This is a genomic window from Xenorhabdus griffiniae (genome assembly GCF_015163655.1).
Taxonomy (GTDB): domain Bacteria; phylum Pseudomonadota; class Gammaproteobacteria; order Enterobacterales; family Enterobacteriaceae; genus Xenorhabdus; species Xenorhabdus griffiniae.
Map to the genome: position 1 here is coordinate 24,524 of NZ_JADEUF010000022.1, position 18,554 is coordinate 43,077.

Sequence of the window (18,554 nt, forward strand, 5' to 3'; positions counted from 1 at the left end):
ATTAATTTTCACTAATTACCTCGATTCAGCTGTTAACATTTAAGCAAATCAGGTTATTATGGCGTCATTAATGTAGTTTAATTACATATTTATGAGAGCTAGATCTAATCTAAAACCTAACTGAAATTCTTGTCACACGCCTTTTCACGGCGTCATTGAGATAATTACAGTTCATTAAATAAGCAGCATTTTCATAAAAATCATTCAATAAAAAAAACCGCATTTCTGCGGCTCTTTTTCTGCTGCTAAGATAAAAAGGAGATCAGTGTGCCTGATCCCAATTTTCACCAATCCCAACATCCACTTTTAACGGCACATCAAGCTGCATACTTTGTTCCATCAACTCCCTGATTTTCTGCCCTGCGGTCTCCAGCTCTGATTCATGGACTTCAAATACCAATTCATCGTGAACCTGCATGATCATACGCACATTTGGCTGTTCACTGACAATCCAGTTATCTACTGCAATCATTGCCAATTTGATGATATCCGCTGCCGTTCCCTGCATCGGTGCATTGATAGCTTCACGCTCTGACGCCTTGCGGCGCATAGCATTACGCGATTTGATATCCGGCAGGTATAACCGACGGCCTTCCAGCGTTTCGACAAATCCATGATCAGCCGCCTGCGCCCGTGTACGCTCCATATAAGTCAACACCCCTGGATAACGTTCAAAATAGAGATCCATATAGCGCTGTGCTTCACCACGCGGAATACCTAACTGGCGGGATAGACCAAACGAACTCATACCGTAAATCAGGCCAAAGTTAATCGCTTTAGCACTGCGACGCTGCTCGCTAGTCACTTGTTCCAATGGAACACCAAACACTTCCGCAGCCGTCGCACGGTGGATGTCCTTACCTTGGGCAAATGCTTCCAACAGACCTTTGTCCTGTGACAAATGCGCCATAATGCGCAATTCAATTTGTGAATAGTCCGCCGCCATAATGCGATAACCTTCTGGGGCAATAAATGCCTGACGGATGCGGCGCCCTTCACCATTGCGAACAGGGATGTTTTGCAAATTTGGATCACGAGAAGAGAGACGTCCCGTCGCCGTTACCGCCTGATGATAAGAGGTATGAACTCGATTCGTCAGTGGGTGCACCATCTGAGGCAATTTATCAGTATAAGTGGTTTTCAATTTTGCCAGGCCACGATGTTCCAAAATCACCCTTGCCAATTCATGGTGTTCTGCCAACTCTTCCAGCACTTCTTCATTTGTTGAAGGTGCGCCATTTGGCGTCTTTTTCAAGACAGGCAAGTTCATTTTTTCAAATAAGATGACTTGTAGTTGTTTTGGTGACGCCAGATTGAATTCTTCCCCTGCCAACTCGTAAGCGGATTTTTCCAGTTCATCCAAACGCGCAGTGATTTCCCTTGAATGTTCTGCCAATGTTTGGGCGTTGATCAACACCCCTGTTCTTTCCATACGGGATAGCACCGGCACCAGCGGCATTTCGATCTTCTGGAAAACTTTTTGCAGAGTTGGCGCATTTTCTAGCTGAGGGTACATGACCTGATGTAGCCTAAGAGTCACATCCGCATCTTCCGCTGCATATTTTGCGGCTTCCTCCAATGGAATTTGATTGAAGGTGAGTTGCTTTTTACCCTTGCCGGCAATTTCTTCAAATGTGGTGGTTTTATAACCCAGATGACGATCAGCAAGGCTATCCATATCATGCCGCCCTGCGACGCTGTTCAAAACATACGATTCCAGCATGGTATCGAAAACAATGCCATTTAAAGCAATGTCATAACGTGCCAAAACCCCACGATCAAATTTCAGGTTTTGACCAATTTTAGGCAGATTAGCGTCCTCCAGCAGCGGTTTTAATGCTGTGAGAACTTCATGCAGATCCAATTGCTGGGGCGCATCCAGATAATCGTGTCCCAATGGCAGATAAGCGGCTTCAACTTCTGATTCCCCCACGGCAATGGCAAAGGACATCCCCACCAGGTTAGCTGTTAAGGTGTCAAGACTGTCGGTTTCAGTATCAAAAGAGAACGCCGGTGCCTGTTTCAGTTTTTCAATCCACTGATCAAGGGATTGGCGTTCAAGGATGGTTTGATAATTTTCCGGTGAAATTTTAGCGCCAGCTGGTGCAACAGCCACTGGTTCTGACTTAGCGTTGGCTGAGGCAGGTTTTTTCCCATTGCCTTCCAGCCAACTGCCATTCTGTACGTCACTGATCCAACGTTTGAATTCATAATGACTAAACAGTGCCAGTAACGCCTCCGTATCCGGTGGCATAACAGAAAGCTCTAAACAGGTCTTATCCAGCTCAACGTCAGTTTTGATTGTCGCCAATTGGTAGGAAAGATAAGCCACCTCTTTATATTGTTCCATTTTACCACCCAGAGTTTTAGCTCCACGGAAACCAAGTGTGGCAATTTCATCAAGACGGGTATAGATCTCATCCAATCCGCCAATACCCTGCAATAGCCCCAGAGCGGTTTTTTCACCCACTCCCGGCACCCCTGGAATATTATCGGAAGAATCTCCCATGAGAGCGAGAAAATCGATCATCAATTCAGGCGGGATACCATATTTCCCCTCCACCTCTTCTGGCCCCAAGATAGTGTTAGTCATGGTGTTAATCAGCGTGATATTTGGCGTCACCAATTGCGCCATATCTTTATCACCTGTGCTAATCAGCACCGAACGGCCCTCTTTTTCAGCTTGCAAAGCCAATGTACCGATAACATCGTCAGCTTCAACCCCCGGCACAACCAGAATTGGCAGTCCCATCGCATTAACCATTTTATGCAACGGTTCAATCTGTAAACGCAAATCATCCGGCATTGGTGGTCGATGGGATTTATATTCAGCAAATAGCTCATCACGGAACGTTTTGCCTTTGGCATCAAACACAACCGCCACATGGCTGGGTTTATACTGAATAACCAAACTTCGTAACATGTTCAGTACACCATACATGGCGCCCGTCGGTTCTCCTGAACTGTTTGTCAGTGGTGGAAACGCATGGTATGCACGATAAAGGTATGAAGAACCATCAACCAAAATCAGGGGATTGTCTGCTATCTGTGCCATAAGATTTTCTTCGTTGTTCTGTGGGATGAATAAAGAATAGAATGCCATACTGTGTCGTTATAGACGAATTTTGCGGGAATTTTCTCGTACTAACTTGCATTTTATGACAAATATTCTGATGAGTTCTCTGTGGATAACTTTGTGCACAAAAAATGGCATATAAATCAGATTTATGTTTATAACCACAGAGAGTGGATAACAGGCGATAAAAAATCAATGAATTACGCAAAATATTAAATAAATATTACAACCGCTTTAAAATCACTGACTTGTGGATATTACCGGAATTTATGTTATGAAAGGTGTTTTTTGGCAAGTATTGTGCCAACTTTCTCATGGCTGGCACAATACCTATATTATTTTATATTAATACTCGCGTTTTTGTTTCGTCACGCCACCTTCTTGCAACTTATTTTTTGTTCACCAGATAGTTTACTACCTCAGAGAATTTCTGTGAGTAATCTAAAGCTGAACGAGTATCAATTCCACCATTGTTAATCAAATACTTGCCATTAACAAAGATCGACGGAACACCACGCAAGTTAAAATCCTGGGCTGACTGACGCTCTTTAGCGGCGACTGATTGCACGATAAAGCTGTTCAGGGCTGCATCATACTGTTCACCAGATACACCCGCTTTAATGAAGGCATTGCGGATATCTTCTTTGCTCTTAATAGTTTGGCTTTTCTGAATGCCATCAAACAAAATAGGTGTGACTTTATCTTCAATCTTCATGACAATGGCGACTGCCCAGGCATCAGTCAATGCTTTCCCCAAAGGTCCAAGAAAATCCACATGATAACGTTCATGAGTCACACCTGCCGGCAAGTTTTTTTCAACCGTAGCAGGAACATGATAAACATTTTCAAACTGATAGCAGTGAGGACAATAAAAAGAGAAAAACTCTACCACCTGAGGCTGATTTTCAACCGGATTTTTTAACTCGGTATACTGTTTGCCTTCAGAGAAACCGGAAGCAGATGCATTAAATGCCATAAACGCTCCCACCAGTGCTAGCCAAAATTTCTTCATAATGGTCTCCAAAAAAATTAATACATCGGGTTGAGCTGTAAAGGCGGCTCTTGTAACAGCCGAACTTGTTCAGAAAAAAGACTCACTTGCTTATGCCAAAAATCACTATCAGCCATCCACGGAAATGCTTTTGGGAAAGCCGGATCTTGCCAGCGACGAGCAACCCAGGCTAAATAATAGACCATTCGCATCGCACGCAGAGGCTCTATTAATGCCAAGGTCTTGGGATCAAATGCCATAAACTGACCATATGACTCAAGCAAGATATCCAACTGGATCAACCGTTCTTGCCGTGAACCACTCAGCAACATCCACAAATCCTGAATAGCGGGACCATTGCGGGCATCATCAAGATCCACAAACCAGGCTTCATCACGCCACAAGATATTACCAGCATGGCAATCACCATGCAGCCGTAATACTTGCCAATTATCATGCCATTGGCTTGCGACTGCCTGATTCAATTCATCTAATGCAGCCAGAAAATGCTGTTTATGTCGGGCGGGAATGAGTTCACATTCAGCCAGATATTGATACGGCTGATATAAATATTCATTCAAATTAAGGGTAGGACGAGCAGAAAATGGTTTCTTTGCCCCAATTTGATGCATTCTTCCCAGCAATCGCCCAACGTCTTCCAGTTGGTCAAAACTATCTGACTCGTACTGACGTCCTCCCACACTAGGAAAAATAGCGAAGAAAAAACCACCATAATTCAGTACTGTCTGTCCGTCAAACATTAACGGCGCTGCCACAGGCAAATCGGCCTGCTGCAATTCGTGTGCAAAATCATGTTCCTCCTGAATTTGCTGCTGGCTCCAGCGCAGAGGACGATAAAATTTCACAACATAGCGTTTGCGGTTCTCATCCATGAACTGATACACCCGATTTTCATAGCTATTCAGTTCGGTTAGACCAGAATCAAGGTACAGGCCAGACTGCCCCAATGCATCCATAATTAAATCTGGCGTAATATTTTGAAAATTAAAAGCCTTCGGTTCCATCACAACACAGTTCTCTCTTCATCAATCTTTAAGAATGCCCCGGGCACGCAACAACGCTGTTTTAAAATCCTCTTCATAATCTTTTTTCAACCCAGGGATTTCTGCACGGCTATCCGTACCACGCATTTTCAGGTGATAAATCAGAATATCATCCGTTAATTCAGATAACTGCCCTGTGAACCCCGCTTCATCAGCCAGTTTTTGCAAAAGCGCCAGCAGATTTAAATCCGGTTCATTCTTCCATACTGGATGTAAAAGTTCGATAACTTCATTGAGGCGGTGATAGGTCATTTTTAGTTCCTTATAAATCACGATACAAATTAGCAGGGTTAATGGCTTTGAGAAAGCATTGGTCTGTCAAGGAGCGTAAAGTTATACTGCCACCTCAAGCAGCATGATTAGATATTGATTCACAATTGAAAGACAAAGGGTATACCAAACATTAAATATTTCATTGCCCAATATCAGGTGATTTAACATGACGCATCCAAAAATCAGTGGCGCAATTCTGGCTGGGGGATTATCCACCCGCATGGGGGGAAACGACAAAGGATTGCTGCAATTTAACAATGCACCACTATATCAACACATTGCCACAAGATTACAGCCGCAGGTTCATGAGCTGTTAATTAATGCCAATCGCAATCTGGGGATTTATCATCAGAGTGGCTATCCCATCATACCGGATATCATTGCCGATTTTTCCGGGCCATTGGCAGGTATGTTGGCGGTTTTAAAAAACGCTATCCACGAGTGGGTGGTATTTGTCCCCTGTGATGTTCCCAATTTCCCTGAAAACCTGGTCGCAAAACTGTGGCACTACAAACAAGACGCCCGGGCTGCTTATGCACATGATTGCGAACGTGCGCATCCTACCTTGGTATTAATGCACCGCAGTCTCATTCCTCGTCTGGAAAGCTATCTCGCTTTGGGAGACAGGAAACTGATGTTCTTTATGCAGATGATCAAGGCAAAGGCGATCTATTTTCCCAATCCCAATGCGTTCACCAACTTAAATACCCCTGAAGAATGCCATCACTGGAAATACCATCATTGGGAACACCTTCAGGAGACGGCATGAACCACCGCCTCAACGACATAAAACTGCCGATTTTGGGTATTACGGCTTACAGTGGAACCGGAAAAACGACACTATTGAAGCAAGTCATTCCACTGTTACGCCAGCGACATATCCGCGTTGGGCTGATTAAGCACACTCACCACAATATGGATATCGATAAACCAGGCAAGGACAGCTATGAGCTACGCAAAGCGGGGGCTATACAAACGTTGGTTGCCAGCCAGCAACGCTGGGCTTTGATGACTGAAACCCCAAAGTTGCCGGAACTGGATCTTGGCTATCTTGCCAGTCGATTTGATGCAAATTTGTCGGATCTGATTTTGGTTGAAGGATTCAAACATGAACCCATTCCCAAAATCGCTCTTTATCGAGATGGCCTCAACCACACCGTTGATGAGCTTCTTGATCCCTATGTAATAGCAATTGCCAGCGATATTGCGCTGGCAACCGCCCTTCCGCAGCTTGATATTAACCAGCCGGAACAAGTGGCAGCGTTTATTACCGAGTGGCTACATCAATAACAGTGGTTATAACGATAAGAAATATTTCCTGTCACTCGATCTGTCATTTGTTTTTGCCTTATACCAATCTAACTTCAAGACGCGTGTGATGTCTCCCCGCTTCGCGGGGAGACATCAAGTTTCATATCGTGCTGTAAATTGCAACTTGAAGTTTAATGCGTATAGTTCCCTTCCGGCATCAAACCAATAAAAGTCGTTTTTTTGCGGGGTTCCGTCATCAATGCTTCCAACTTTTCGACACAGCGCAGGTAATGAGGCGTTTTCTTATGTGCCGCAACTGCCGCTTCGTCAGCGTAGGCTTCATAGATATAAAAGCGGGTTGGGATATTCTCATCACGCAATACATCGAACCGTAAATTACCTGGCTCTTTAACAGAGCCAAGGTGATTATCCCGAAATACTTCGATAAATTCGTCTATCTTGTCGGCTTTAACATTAATTTCCACTAATGTAACGTGCATATTATTCTCCCTTGGCTTTTTCACTCAGGAAAAACTCATAAGCCTGAGCAGGTTTCTCATTGTGATGCACCACGGCCTGCACAGCTTTCAGCATTGCAACAGGGGCTTCCGACTGGAAGATATTGCGTCCCATATCCACACCCGATGCCCCTTGATCAATCGCCTGATAGCACATATTTAACGCGTCCAGTTCCGGCAGTTTCTTACCACCTGCAATCACAATCGGCACAGGACAGCCCGCCACAACCTGCTCAAAACCGCTATCAACATAATAGGTTTTGATGATGTTTGCCCCCATTTCGGCTGCAATGCGAGTCGCTAACGAAAAGTAACGTTGGTCACGCGCCATATCTTTACCAACACCGGTCACCGCCATTGTTGGCATACCATAACGTGTCCCCTGATCCACCAGCTTGATAATGTTCTTGATAGATTGATGTTCATATTCTGAACCGATATAGACCTGTGCCGCAACCGCACAAACATTGAGGCGCAGTGCATCTTCCATCGCCACCGCAACAGCTTCATTGGAGAGTTCAGTCAGAATAGAGTTGGCCCCAGACGCACGCAGGACTACAGGTTTATTGGTTGCCGGGGGAACCTGACTGCGCAGGATACCGCGGGTGCACATCAACACATCGGTATGTTCAAACAACGGGGCGATATTGATATCAATACGTTCCAAACCTGTCGTTGGGCCCTGAAAATAACCGTGGTCAAATGCCAGCATCACCGTTTTATGGGTGGCAGGATTGAAAATCCGTGATAAACGGGACTGCATCCCCCAATCCAGCGCACCACAGCCTTTCAGTTCAAACAGCGTGTTCTGTTGTGGTGTGCTAATGCCAAAATCTTTACCATCTTTGATATCATCTAAATCTGCCATTTCTCCCTCCAGAAAGGTGTCAGGGGCTGCATACCAGCCCCATGCATTAGAAATCGTACTGATTGATATTGTCTTTGGTGAAAATTACCCGCTCCGGCATGACAACAATGCCATTGCCTTTCGCTTCATAACGGTATCCCTGTACACTGTTGGGTGAGATTTCAACATTGCCAATACCAGGAATATTCAATTTATCTCCCACATTCAGTTCGCCTTTTTGCAATATCTCATTGGTAACATGGATGGCTAGCTTGCCCTGCTTGACCACATCCCACAAAGCGAACTGTTTGACCGTACCATTTTCAACATAAGGACGCATGACATTCGGGGTACTGAACCCAACAATCGCGACATCTTGACGCTTCAGGTTTTCTGCAGCCTGAGCCGCCGCAGGCAAAGCGTTAGCATCTGGAGCAATAATCACATCCAAGTCCCCCCACGCTTTTAAAATGCCTTCCGCGGTTTGCAAAGATTTAGTGGCATCGTTATAGCCAAATCTGGTGGTGACAATTTCCCAATTCGGATGTTCCTCTGCAATCTTGGCCTTAGCTTCTTTTACCCATTGGTTCTGATCTGTCACTGTCGGGCTGGAATAGAAAAAGGCTACTTTCGCTTTTTCTTTCTTCACCTGATTTGCGGCCATATCCACCAAAATGCCACCCAACTGCTTTGGTGTTCCTTGATTGATATAGATAGAGCGGCATTCTGGCGCCGTATCGGAATCCCACGTCAATACTTTGACACCACGCTTCATAGCACGTTTCAAAGCTGGGCACAATCCATCCGGTGACACGGCTGAAACCACAATCGCATCATAGCCTTGGTTAACAAAACTATTAATAAGCTGAACCTGTCCCGCAACACTCGGCTCTGTCGGACCATCGTAAGTGACTTCAATACCCAGCGCCTTGCCTGCTTCCACCGCACCTTGCCCGCCACTGGTAAAGAACCCAACGCCGACCAATTTAGGGATAAATGCAATCTTTTCTGCCGCCTGAGCCCAAGAAACACATCCCAGACTTAATGCAGCAGCCAAAGCCAGCTTTTTTATTGTTGGTGCTTTCATGCCTATCTCCATTTATTTTTATTTCAAGATCATCTTTTATGTTTCAGAAAATGTTATTGCGAAACAGAAGCTCTTCGACGTTGCCACCAATCACAGATTTGATGGCGATGCAACGAAACAGACCGTCCTATCACCGCTACAATCAGCAAGGCACCAGACAACGCGCTGGATATCTGGTTAGTAATTCCCACCATCTGCAATCCTTGCTGCAAATAACCCACCAGCAAAACCGCCAGTGCCGTTCCTATAATCGAACCAGATCCACCATAAATATTAGCCCCTCCCAGCACGACAGCCGTAATCGCGGGCATCAGGAACGAACTTCCCAAATCGGAACGCGCCGAACCAAAATAAGAAACCAAAATAACCGCCGCCACTGCCGAAGCCAGTCCGGTCAAAGCGTATAACAAACATAAAATTCGATTTACGGGGATAGCACTGTAACGAGCAACACAGCTACTCTGCCCGATAAGAAAAACATTACGGCCACGGTGGGTGCGATGCATAAATAGCCAGAACACCAATGCAAAAAGGATAAAGATGACCAAAGGAATAGGTAGGTTGAGCAGCGTCAGATTGGCAAAATCAGTAAATGTATCAGGAAAACCACCAATGCCTTCATATCCCGTCGCGCCAGACAGTCCCGACAGCAATAAGGCGCTACCGCCAAACAGGTACATCGTGCCGAGCGTAATGACCAACGGATTTACACCCGTATAGAAAATCAGGGCCGCATTAATCAAGCCGCACAGCACTCCGACAAGTAAAGTAAAAGGAATTGCCACAATCATCGGCAAACCAGCTTGATACATCACACCTAATGCGATAGCACATAGGCCGATAATCGAACCAAAAGAGATATCAATACCACCACTGACAATCACCATCGTTAACGGCAACGCGATAATGCCGATGCAGATAAAATCACTGGTACTGAACAACAGCACGTTAATATCCAGCATCCTTGGATTAACTATGCCAAACAGTAAAATTTCCGCCACCAACAGCATCAAAAGCGCCGTTTCCCAACCATAACGTTGCCCATAACGTTGTACCCTATTCATTATGGCCTCCCGTTTCTTGCGGTGTGTTTGTTTATTGGTTCAAGGAAACGGGCGTAACGTTGCTGGCGTAAATTATTGCCAACGACATTACGCAAACGCCCATCCAGCACTAACACCACCAACAGGACAAGACCAGCAATAAAATCATTCCACCATGCCGATAACTTGAGGAGTACCAACACACTATCAATTTGTGTCAAAAAATATGCTCCGCAGATCGCCCCAAAGACAGTTCCCACGCCCCCCAACAAACTTATACCACCTAATACACAGGCAGCGATGGCTTTCATCTCCAGCCCATTCCCCGTTTGGTTCGGAATAAAGCCAATCTGAGCCACAAACACAATACCCGCCAATGCTGCCATCACGCCATTTACGGTGAATGCCGTGATGCGAATGCCATTGACGGGAGCGCCAAGCTGACGAGCACCTTGCAGGTTATCACCCGTGGCATAAAACCCGCGGCCAAACTCAGTTTTCTTTAACATCCACGCTATCGACAGAATCAATAACATCAACAACCAGCCAATTGGTGAAACACCCAATAGTATTGGTCTGGCGAGTTCTTTAACCTCAGCGGGCAAACCTTCGATCCATTTACCACCGGTTAACAACAGCATTAATCCACGGTATAAACAGAGTGTGCCCAACGTGGCAACAATCGCTGGAATTTTTAACCATGCCACCAACACACCATTAATAAACCCCGCCATGATGCCAACCAGCAACGTAATTAAACAGGCAATCGCCAGTGAAAGCCCTGTATTAAGCGACATGCCAAACACTACCGCACATAGTCCGGTAGTCGAACCAACAGACACATCAATATTGCGGGTTAACATGACCAGCGTGGCACCCATTGCTAATAAAATAAGAATTTGGGCATTACCGAAGATCATAGTGACCGTTTGGAGGCTGAAAGCATGGCTATCGAGACTTCCTAGCAAAGCAAACAGTGCCAAAATGGCGATCAATACTGTGGCCTCTCGGTTATTCTGGATGAATTTCAATATGACGTTCCCCAAAAGAAAGATGCATAATCTCGTCCACATTCATGTGGTCTTTATCAAGCTGTCCACAAAGCTCGCCGTGATGCATGACCAGCACGCGATCAGCCAACTGAACAATTTCATCAAGATCAGAAGAAATCAGGAGAATCGCCACCTGTTGACTGGCGATTTTGTGAATAAGCTGATAGATATCATTACGCGCTCCAACATCAACACCCCGCGTTGGTTCATCAATAATCAGGACGGTAGGCTTGGCTTCCAGGCATTTAGCAATCAGGATCTTTTGCTGATTACCACCAGACAGCGTACGTACAGATTGATCTACATTGTGGAATCGAATATTGAGTGCTTGACGATATCGTTCCAATACTCCGACATCGTGGGTGGAGCGTGTCCAGAAAGTGCTTCGGCTGTGCGTCAGCGAACAAACATTCCAACTCAAAAAGGCGTCAAGAAATAAGCCAAAAACTTGCCGATCTTCAGGCATATAAACCAATCCATGTTGCAAACGTTCTGCGGTATCGAGTTTATTGATGACTTGTTGTCGGAAACGAATTTCACCACTCGCTATCGGGCGCAATCCATATAGTGTCTCTGCCAGTTCCGTACGACCTGCTCCCACAACACCAGACAAACCAACAATTTCCCCCGCCCGTAGCGTCAGAGAGATGTCACGAAATCCCTCCCCACACAGAGAAGTCACTTCCAAAACGGGAGTTGCTGATAGGTTATCCGATACATTACTGCTAGCTTTCAAGCTCAATTTTTGATTATCAGCCAACGCAATTGATTTTACCGTAGGTGTAATCGCCTGAATTATTGCTTCCGTTGTAAAACGCTCAATCTCGCCGCTAAGAGCGATGCCCCCATCTCGTATCACACTGACATAATCTGCAATCTCACGAATTTCAGGTAACTTGTGGGAAATGAAAATAATCCCCACCTGTTGCTGCCGTAATTCCCTTATTCGTGCAAACAAACGTTCAGTTTCTGCGGGCGTCAATGCAGCAGTTGGCTCATCCAGAATCAAAATGCGAGAATTACGCATCAAGCCACGCATAATCTCCACCAACTGCTGATCTGCTACATTCAAACCGCCGGCTGGCATCTTCAAGTCAATTTGGCAATCAAGCTGAAGCAGTAATTCGTGCATTCGGCTTGTACTGGCTTGATGTTTTGGCAAACGAAACAGGATATTTTCCTGAACGGAAAGATTGGGAAATAACAAAGGTTCTTGTGGAACCAGATAAATGCCCAGTTGATGCGCCTTCGTCGGTGTCAAATAGCTGACAGTAGCACCATCCACAACCAACGTTCCGGCATCCGGCTGTTCAATGCCTGCAATGATTTTCATCAAAGTTGATTTACCCGCACCATTGCCACCTAATAATGCATGAACCTGCCCTGGCATCAGAAAGAAATCAATCTGCTTCAACACCATCAAACCAGAAAACTGCTTACTGATCCCACGGGCAACTAAAAGCGGAGCACTGTTAGTCGGGCTCAGGCAAAACGGATCATGGGAATTAGTGGCAATATTGCTCTGTGACATCACGTACCTCATGGCATTTTGGGTTTGCGTTTCTGACACCGATGCGAAATTGAACATTTATTTAATTTAAAAACATTTGTTCAAGACTCTAATGTAAAACTTAAGATTTTTTCAATAATTAGATCACATTTTGTGAAAAATTTAGACCCACATTAAAATATGTTCAAATTTTGCGATAAGCCTCTAGTACATTAGAGATATTTATGCTTATTCTTTCCTCGTGGATAAAGAAGTTATTATGTCGACCAAATTAAATCAGAAACAATCCGTCTCAGAGAAAAGCGTATTATCCGAGGAAATTGACTATTCAAGCTACAGCTACCCAGGAAATAGCATGAGTGAAGAAGAACTAATGGCCCGCATTGCCTGGTTTTACTATCACGATGGTCTGACGCAAGGAGACATCGGTGAATTACTCGGCCTCAGTCGCCTGAAAGTCTCCCGTCTGTTAGAGAAAGGACGGCAATCTGGCGTTATCCGCGTTCAGATCAATTCACGTTATGAAGGGTGTTTGGAGTTGGAAAATGCTTTGCAAAAACGCTTTAATCTCAAACAGGTTCGCGTATTACCTACCCTTGATGGCATGAATCTGAATGCCCGTCTTGGTATCGGAGCCGCTCACCTGTTAATGGCGCTGATTGAACCTCACCAGCTATTAGCAATTGGATTTGGTGAAACGCCGATGTGTACTTTGCAGCACCTGAGCGGTTTTATCTCATCACAACAAATTCGGTTGGTGACGCTGTCAGGCGGTGTTGGTCCTTATATGACGGGTATCGGCCAGCTTGATGCAGCCTGTCCTGTCAGCATTATTCCGGCACCACTGCGAGCCTCTACCCATCAAGTCGCGGCGACATTTCGCGAAGAGCGCAGTGTACGGGACGTGATTTTGGCAGCTTGTGCGGCCGATACTGCCATCGTCGGTATCGGCGCCATCAAACAGAAGCAACATGCAACTATCATGCGTTCCGGCTACATCAGCGATGGTGAACAATTGATGTTTGGCCGCAAAGGTGCTATCGGTGACATTCTTGGTTACTTCTTCAATATGGAAGGTGAGCTGATCAGCGACATTGATATCCATCAGGAACTGATCGGCATTTCATTGCCAGAAATGAAAACCATTCCTAATGTCATTGGAGTAGCAGGCGGCATTGAAAAAGCAGATGCTATCGTTGCTGCACTGAAAGGGGGTTACATTAATTCACTGGTGACAGAAGAACAGACCGCACAAGCTATGTTAATTTGATCGACGAATAATCTCTATCCATCCCCTGTGCCATATCGAATAAAAAGAAGATAACAACAGACGAGGATAGTATCATGAATCAACGCGCTCATGCTCACCCATCAAGGAAGTATTTGATGGCGCTTGATGCAGGAACTGGCAGTATCCGTGCAGTTATATTTGATCTCGAAGGGAATCAGGTTGCCGTTGGACAAGCTGAATGGATACACCATCCCGTACCGAATGTTGCGGGTTCAATGGAATTTGATCTGAAAAATAACTGGCAACTGGCCTGCCAATGTATTCAACAGGCGCTGCAAAAGGCGGAACTGCCTGCCAATGCGATTCAAGGCGTTGCTGCCTGTTCAATGCGGGAAGGTATTGTCCTTTATAATCGTGACGGCGATCCTATCTGGGCGTGCGCCAACGTAGATGCCCGCTCCAGTCATGAAGTCAGCGAACTGAAAGCGCTTTACAATAATACCTTTGAATATGACGTCTACCGCTATTCCGGCCAAACATTGGCATTAGGAGCCATGCCACGCCTGCTTTGGCTAGCGCATCATCGTCCTGATATCTATCAACAAGCCAGTACCTTAACCATGATCAGTGATTGGCTGGCTTATATGCTAAGTGGCGAACTGGCGGTTGATCCCTCTAACGCGGGCACAACGGGAATGCTGGATTTAGCCAGCCGCGATTGGCGCCCAAGCCTGTTGGAAATGGCAGGATTGCGTGCTGATATCCTCTCTCCTGTCAAAGAAACAGGCACCTTGCTCGGCTATATTACGGAAAAAGCCGCAGCAGAATGCGGCCTGAACAGTGGCACTCCCGTGATTATGGGCGGTGGCGATGTGCAACTCGGCTGTCTTGGCATTGGTGTCGTCAAACCTGCCCAAACTGCGGTACTCGGCGGAACATTCTGGCAGCAAGTCGTCAACCTGCCTGAACCCATCACCGATCCAAACATGAATATCCGCATCAATCCGCACGTTATCCCCGGCATGGCACAGGCAGAATCCATCAGTTTCTTCACCGGCCTCACCATGCGTTGGTTCCGCGATGCTTTTTGCGCAGAAGAAAAACTGCTGGCGGAACGACTGGGCGTTGATGCCTACAATCTGCTGGAAGATATGGCGGCACGAGTTCCTGCCGGTGCCTATGGTGTCATGCCGATTTTCTCCGATGTTATGCGCTTTAAATCGTGGTACCACGCTGCCCCATCTTTCCTCAATCTCTCGATTGATCCGGAAAAATGCAACAAAGCAACACTATTCCGGGCATTGGAAGAAAACGCCGCTATCGTCTCGGCGTGTAATCTCGATATGGTTTCGACCTTCTCTGGTGTCCAGGCAGAATCGCTGGTCTTCGCAGGTGGTGGCTCAAAAGGCAAACTCTGGAGCCAAATTCTGTCTGACGTTACGGGACTGCCTGTCCGCGTACCTGTGGTAAAAGAAGCAACAGCATTGGGTTGTGCCATTGCGGCAGGGGTTGGTGTTGGATTGTATGATTCCATGCCCGCAACAGGAGAAAGATTGGTACGTTGGGAGCGAGAATATCAACCGAATTTAAGCCACCGTGAAATTTACCAAAAAGCGAAAAAAGACTGGCAGGCGGTATATGCAGACCAACTGCATCTGGTGGATGATGGGCTGACGACGTCATTGTGGAAGGCACCGGGGCTGTAATTTTTGATTGGCCTCTTTAGTAATTAGAGGCCAATTTTGGTAAGCATATTCGATAAACGTGGCTCTGAACTAGTAACATTTACCTCATAGTCACAAACTCTTCCGCCGCCGTCGGATGGATAGCAACCGTATTATCAAAATCCTTCTTCGTTGCTCCCATTTTCAGCGCAACCGCAAAACCTTGCAGTATTTCATCCATTCCAAAGCCAATACCGTGAATACCAACTATCTTCTCATTGGCTCCTACACAAACCAGCTTCATACGGCATGGCTGACGGTGCTGCGTCACTGCGGTGTACATTGCGGTGAATGACGATGTATAAACCTTAACCTGATCTTCGCCATACTGAGCCTTTGCCTGTAGTTCCGTCAGACCTACCGTACCAATTGGCGGATGGCTAAATACCACTGTAGGTATATTGGTGTAATCCAGATGTTCATCAGGTTTGTTATTAAACAGACGTTCTGACAAACGACGCCCTGCTGCTACCGCAACGGGTGTCAATTCCACCGCGCCCGTGTTATCACCCACTGCATAAATACCGTTAACATTAGTATTCTGATACTTATCGACCTGGATATAGCCTTTTTCATTCAGTTCAACACCTGTTACGGCCAGATTCAGCTTATCGGTCATTGGCTCACGCCCAATCGCCCAGATCAGCGTATCAACAACTTGCTCCCGACCATCCTGCAATTTAACAGTCAGACTACCATCACTATTTTTCATCACAGACTGTAATATTGCTTCTGTATGCAGTATTGGCCCTTCAGTTTTGATGACTTCTAACAGTGTTTCCACAATCATGGGATCAAAAGAACGCAGAGGTGCGTGCTTACGGACAAACAGATGTGTTTCGCTACCCAGTGCATTCAAAACACCTGCGATTTCAACAGCAATATAGCCAGCACCGACCACAGCAACACGCTTCGGCATTTCATTTAGTTCGAAGAAACCATCTGAATCAATACCATATTCAGCACCGGGAATATCTGGACGTACAGGGCGACCACCTGTCGCGATCAGGATATGGTCGGCCGTGATTTTTTCGCCATTAACCTCAACAGTATGTACATCAATAAAACGGGCGAATCCTTGAATAACATCGACCTTATTGTTATTCAATACGCGTTCATATGACTGATGAATACGATCAATATAAGCCGTACGGCTAGCAATGAGTTTTTTCCAGTCAAAATGATTGACGGTAGTATCAAAACCATAATCGGGGCCATATTGATGAATAGATTCCGCAATTTGAGCAGCGTGCCACATCACTTTCTTTGGTACACAGCCCACATTAACACATGTTCCACCTAATGCTTTTGCTTCAATCAGGGCACATTTTTGCCCATACATGGCTGCACGGTTAATAGAAGCAATCCCGCCACTGCCACCACCAATTGCAATATAATAGTAATGTTTACTCATCTTAGGTCACTTCCGTCTAATCAATTAAGTTACTGCTAAAGTTCAGCCTGACGTCATTGTTACAAAAAATTATCACTCACAGTGGACGATTCTGACTCTTATTGCCATAGGCCACGGCTATCAAATGATATCGTGTCACAGTTTATTCAGAGGTCATCAAACTCTTAATAACGACGCCACGCTGAACCTTTACCTTATTCAGGGACAATCCACTCTACTGATGTATGTCCTGTGCCTTCAGGAACCAATATCTGATGCAACCACGGTAACACGACCTTCATCTGCTGTTCTAATTTCCACGGTGGATTAATGACGATCATGCCTGATGCCGTCATACCCCGTTGATCACTGTCAGGACGCACACCAAGTTCAATTTGTAAAATCTTACGAATACCCGTGGCTTCCAGTCCCTTTACCAAACGTTTAATCTGCTGACGAAGAACAACGGGATACCACAGAGCATAAGTACCAGTAGCAAAGCGCTTATACCCTTCCTGAATACCCTGGACGACATTCAGATAATCCGATTTCAATTCATAAGGCGGATCAATCAGTACAAACCCACGACGGCTTTTTGGTGGTAGTTTTGATTTCAACTGCTGGAAACCATCTTCCCGCAGGACACGAGCACGTCTGTCGCGGGAAAATTCCGTACGTAACAGGGGAAAATCGCTGGGATGCAATTCACTCAGATTAAGCTCATCATGCTCCCGCAATAAGTGGCTGGCAATCAGCGGAGAACCTGGATAATAACGTAAAGTGCCTTGTGGATTCAGCGCCTTCACAGCATCCATATACGCCACCAATTCTTCGGGGATATCATCACGCTGCCAAATACGGGCAATACCTTCCAGATACTCTCCCGTACGCTCGGCATGTTCCCCACTCAAGTGATAGCGGCCTGCGCCAGAGTGAGTATCCAGATACAGAAAAGGTTTTTCTTTAACTTTAAGCGACTCAATAATCAGGCTTTGTACTACGTGCTTTAACACGTCAGCGTGGTTGCCGGCATGGAAGCTGTGGCGATAACTTAACATTAATTTATTTCCTATTGATTTTTAATAAGTTTTAGTTTCACATAAGGCGAATAAATCAATTTATTACCCCACGAATTACCCCACAAGTCATTGCACAGGCACTAAAACACGACGAAGCATAGTAACAAAGTAAGTGCTGTCATCGCATCTTAAAAAGAGTCAATGTAGTCGAAAAGAGCTGATTTTCTTGCTTGGATAATAAAAACCTCCGATGATTCTTTTTCATCATTAAGAGCAATGTTAATCTGTATTTTTATTTTTTTATATACCAATCTAACTTCAAGATGCGTGTGATATCTCCCCGCGAAGCGGGGAAATATCAGGTTTCATATCGTGTTGTAAATTGCAGCTTGAAGTTTAATGCGTATAGCAACCATAATACAACACCCTGATGCATTATATTATATTGTTATTGTTTTTTGATATTTATGTTACC

At 45.4% G+C, this 18,554-nt stretch carries 16 protein-coding genes; 4 read left to right on the plus strand and 12 right to left on the minus strand.

What is annotated here, in order from left to right:
• Positions 1–262: 262 nt before the first annotated feature.
• The 4 genes from polA to IQ211_RS05680 form a co-directional block, all read right to left on the minus strand.
• Positions 263–3,055, minus strand: coding sequence for a DNA polymerase I (gene polA / locus IQ211_RS05665; RefSeq protein WP_189759344.1), 2,793 nt, complete (start codon positions 3,053–3,055; stop codon positions 263–265).
• Between the two features lie 409 nt (positions 3,056–3,464).
• Positions 3,465–4,088 carry a thiol:disulfide interchange protein DsbA gene (dsbA, locus tag IQ211_RS05670; RefSeq protein WP_189759345.1) on the minus strand — a complete coding sequence of 208 codons (624 nt, stop codon included), beginning with the start codon at positions 4,086–4,088 and terminating at the stop codon, positions 3,465–3,467.
• A 17-nt stretch (positions 4,089–4,105) separates the two neighbouring features.
• Positions 4,106–5,092, minus strand: a complete 987-nt coding sequence (locus tag IQ211_RS05675) for a serine/threonine protein kinase (protein ID WP_189759359.1) — start codon at positions 5,090–5,092, stop codon at positions 4,106–4,108.
• Positions 5,093–5,113: 21 nt separating this feature from the next.
• The gene (locus IQ211_RS05680) at positions 5,114–5,383 is read right to left on the minus strand and encodes a YihD family protein (RefSeq protein ID WP_189759346.1); all 270 of its coding nucleotides are present in this window, start codon (positions 5,381–5,383) and stop codon (positions 5,114–5,116) included.
• Positions 5,384–5,570: 187 nt separating this feature from the next.
• Between IQ211_RS05680 and mobA the strand changes: the two genes are divergently transcribed.
• Together mobA and mobB are read left to right on the plus strand one after the other, a co-directional pair.
• On the plus strand, positions 5,571–6,173 hold the full coding sequence (gene mobA / locus IQ211_RS05685) for a molybdenum cofactor guanylyltransferase MobA (protein WP_189759347.1): 603 nt from the start codon (positions 5,571–5,573) through the stop codon (positions 6,171–6,173).
• A complete protein-coding gene (mobB, locus tag IQ211_RS05690; RefSeq protein ID WP_189759348.1) occupies positions 6,170–6,694 on the plus strand; it encodes a molybdopterin-guanine dinucleotide biosynthesis protein MobB in 525 nt (174 codons plus the stop codon). Before mobA ends, mobB begins: the two co-directional genes overlap by 4 nt.
• A gap of 152 nt (positions 6,695–6,846) precedes the next feature.
• On the opposite strand, the gene lsrG is transcribed toward mobB, so the two are convergent.
• The 6 genes from lsrG to lsrA are packed head-to-tail and all read right to left on the minus strand — an operon-like array spanning position 6,847 to position 12,733.
• Positions 6,847–7,155, minus strand: a complete 309-nt coding sequence (lsrG, locus tag IQ211_RS05695; RefSeq protein ID WP_189759349.1) for a (4S)-4-hydroxy-5-phosphonooxypentane-2,3-dione isomerase — start codon at positions 7,153–7,155, stop codon at positions 6,847–6,849.
• A 1-nt stretch (position 7,156) separates the two neighbouring features.
• The gene (lsrF, locus tag IQ211_RS05700) at positions 7,157–8,041 is read right to left on the minus strand and encodes a 3-hydroxy-5-phosphonooxypentane-2,4-dione thiolase (protein WP_189759350.1); all 885 of its coding nucleotides are present in this window, start codon (positions 8,039–8,041) and stop codon (positions 7,157–7,159) included.
• A gap of 46 nt (positions 8,042–8,087) precedes the next feature.
• The gene (lsrB, locus tag IQ211_RS05705) at positions 8,088–9,107 is read right to left on the minus strand and encodes an autoinducer 2 ABC transporter substrate-binding protein LsrB (protein WP_189759351.1); all 1,020 of its coding nucleotides are present in this window, start codon (positions 9,105–9,107) and stop codon (positions 8,088–8,090) included.
• A gap of 53 nt (positions 9,108–9,160) precedes the next feature.
• Positions 9,161–10,171 (minus strand): autoinducer 2 ABC transporter permease LsrD, encoded by a 1,011-nt coding sequence (lsrD, locus tag IQ211_RS05710; RefSeq protein WP_189759352.1) that lies wholly within the window; start codon positions 10,169–10,171, stop codon positions 9,161–9,163.
• On the minus strand, positions 10,171–11,184 hold the full coding sequence (gene lsrC / locus IQ211_RS05715) for an autoinducer 2 ABC transporter permease LsrC (protein ID WP_189759360.1): 1,014 nt from the start codon (positions 11,182–11,184) through the stop codon (positions 10,171–10,173). The genes lsrD and lsrC overlap by 1 nt, the downstream gene beginning before the upstream one ends.
• Positions 11,162–12,733, minus strand: coding sequence for an autoinducer 2 ABC transporter ATP-binding protein LsrA (lsrA, locus tag IQ211_RS05720; protein ID WP_189759353.1), 1,572 nt, complete (start codon positions 12,731–12,733; stop codon positions 11,162–11,164). Before lsrA ends, lsrC begins: the two co-directional genes overlap by 23 nt.
• Before the next feature lie 238 nt (positions 12,734–12,971).
• On the opposite strand from lsrA, the gene lsrR reads away from it, so the two are divergent.
• The gene (gene lsrR / locus IQ211_RS05725; RefSeq protein ID WP_223281670.1) at positions 12,972–13,982 is read left to right on the plus strand and encodes a transcriptional regulator LsrR; all 1,011 of its coding nucleotides are present in this window, start codon (positions 12,972–12,974) and stop codon (positions 13,980–13,982) included.
• A 74-nt stretch (positions 13,983–14,056) separates the two neighbouring features.
• Positions 14,057–15,649: an autoinducer-2 kinase gene (lsrK, locus tag IQ211_RS05730; protein ID WP_189759354.1), complete on the plus strand. Its 1,593-nt coding sequence runs from the start codon at positions 14,057–14,059 to the stop codon at positions 15,647–15,649.
• A gap of 79 nt (positions 15,650–15,728) precedes the next feature.
• Here the strand turns inward: lsrK and gorA are convergent, their stop codons facing one another.
• Both gorA and IQ211_RS05740 read right to left on the minus strand, forming a co-directional pair.
• Complete coding sequence (gene gorA / locus IQ211_RS05735) at positions 15,729–17,081, minus strand: glutathione-disulfide reductase (protein ID WP_189759355.1); 1,353 nt, start codon at positions 17,079–17,081, stop codon at positions 15,729–15,731.
• 194 nt (positions 17,082–17,275) lie between these two features.
• Positions 17,276–18,118, minus strand: a complete 843-nt coding sequence (locus tag IQ211_RS05740) for a 23S rRNA (adenine(2030)-N(6))-methyltransferase RlmJ (RefSeq protein WP_189759356.1) — start codon at positions 18,116–18,118, stop codon at positions 17,276–17,278.
• Positions 18,119–18,554: the final 436 nt, after the last annotated feature.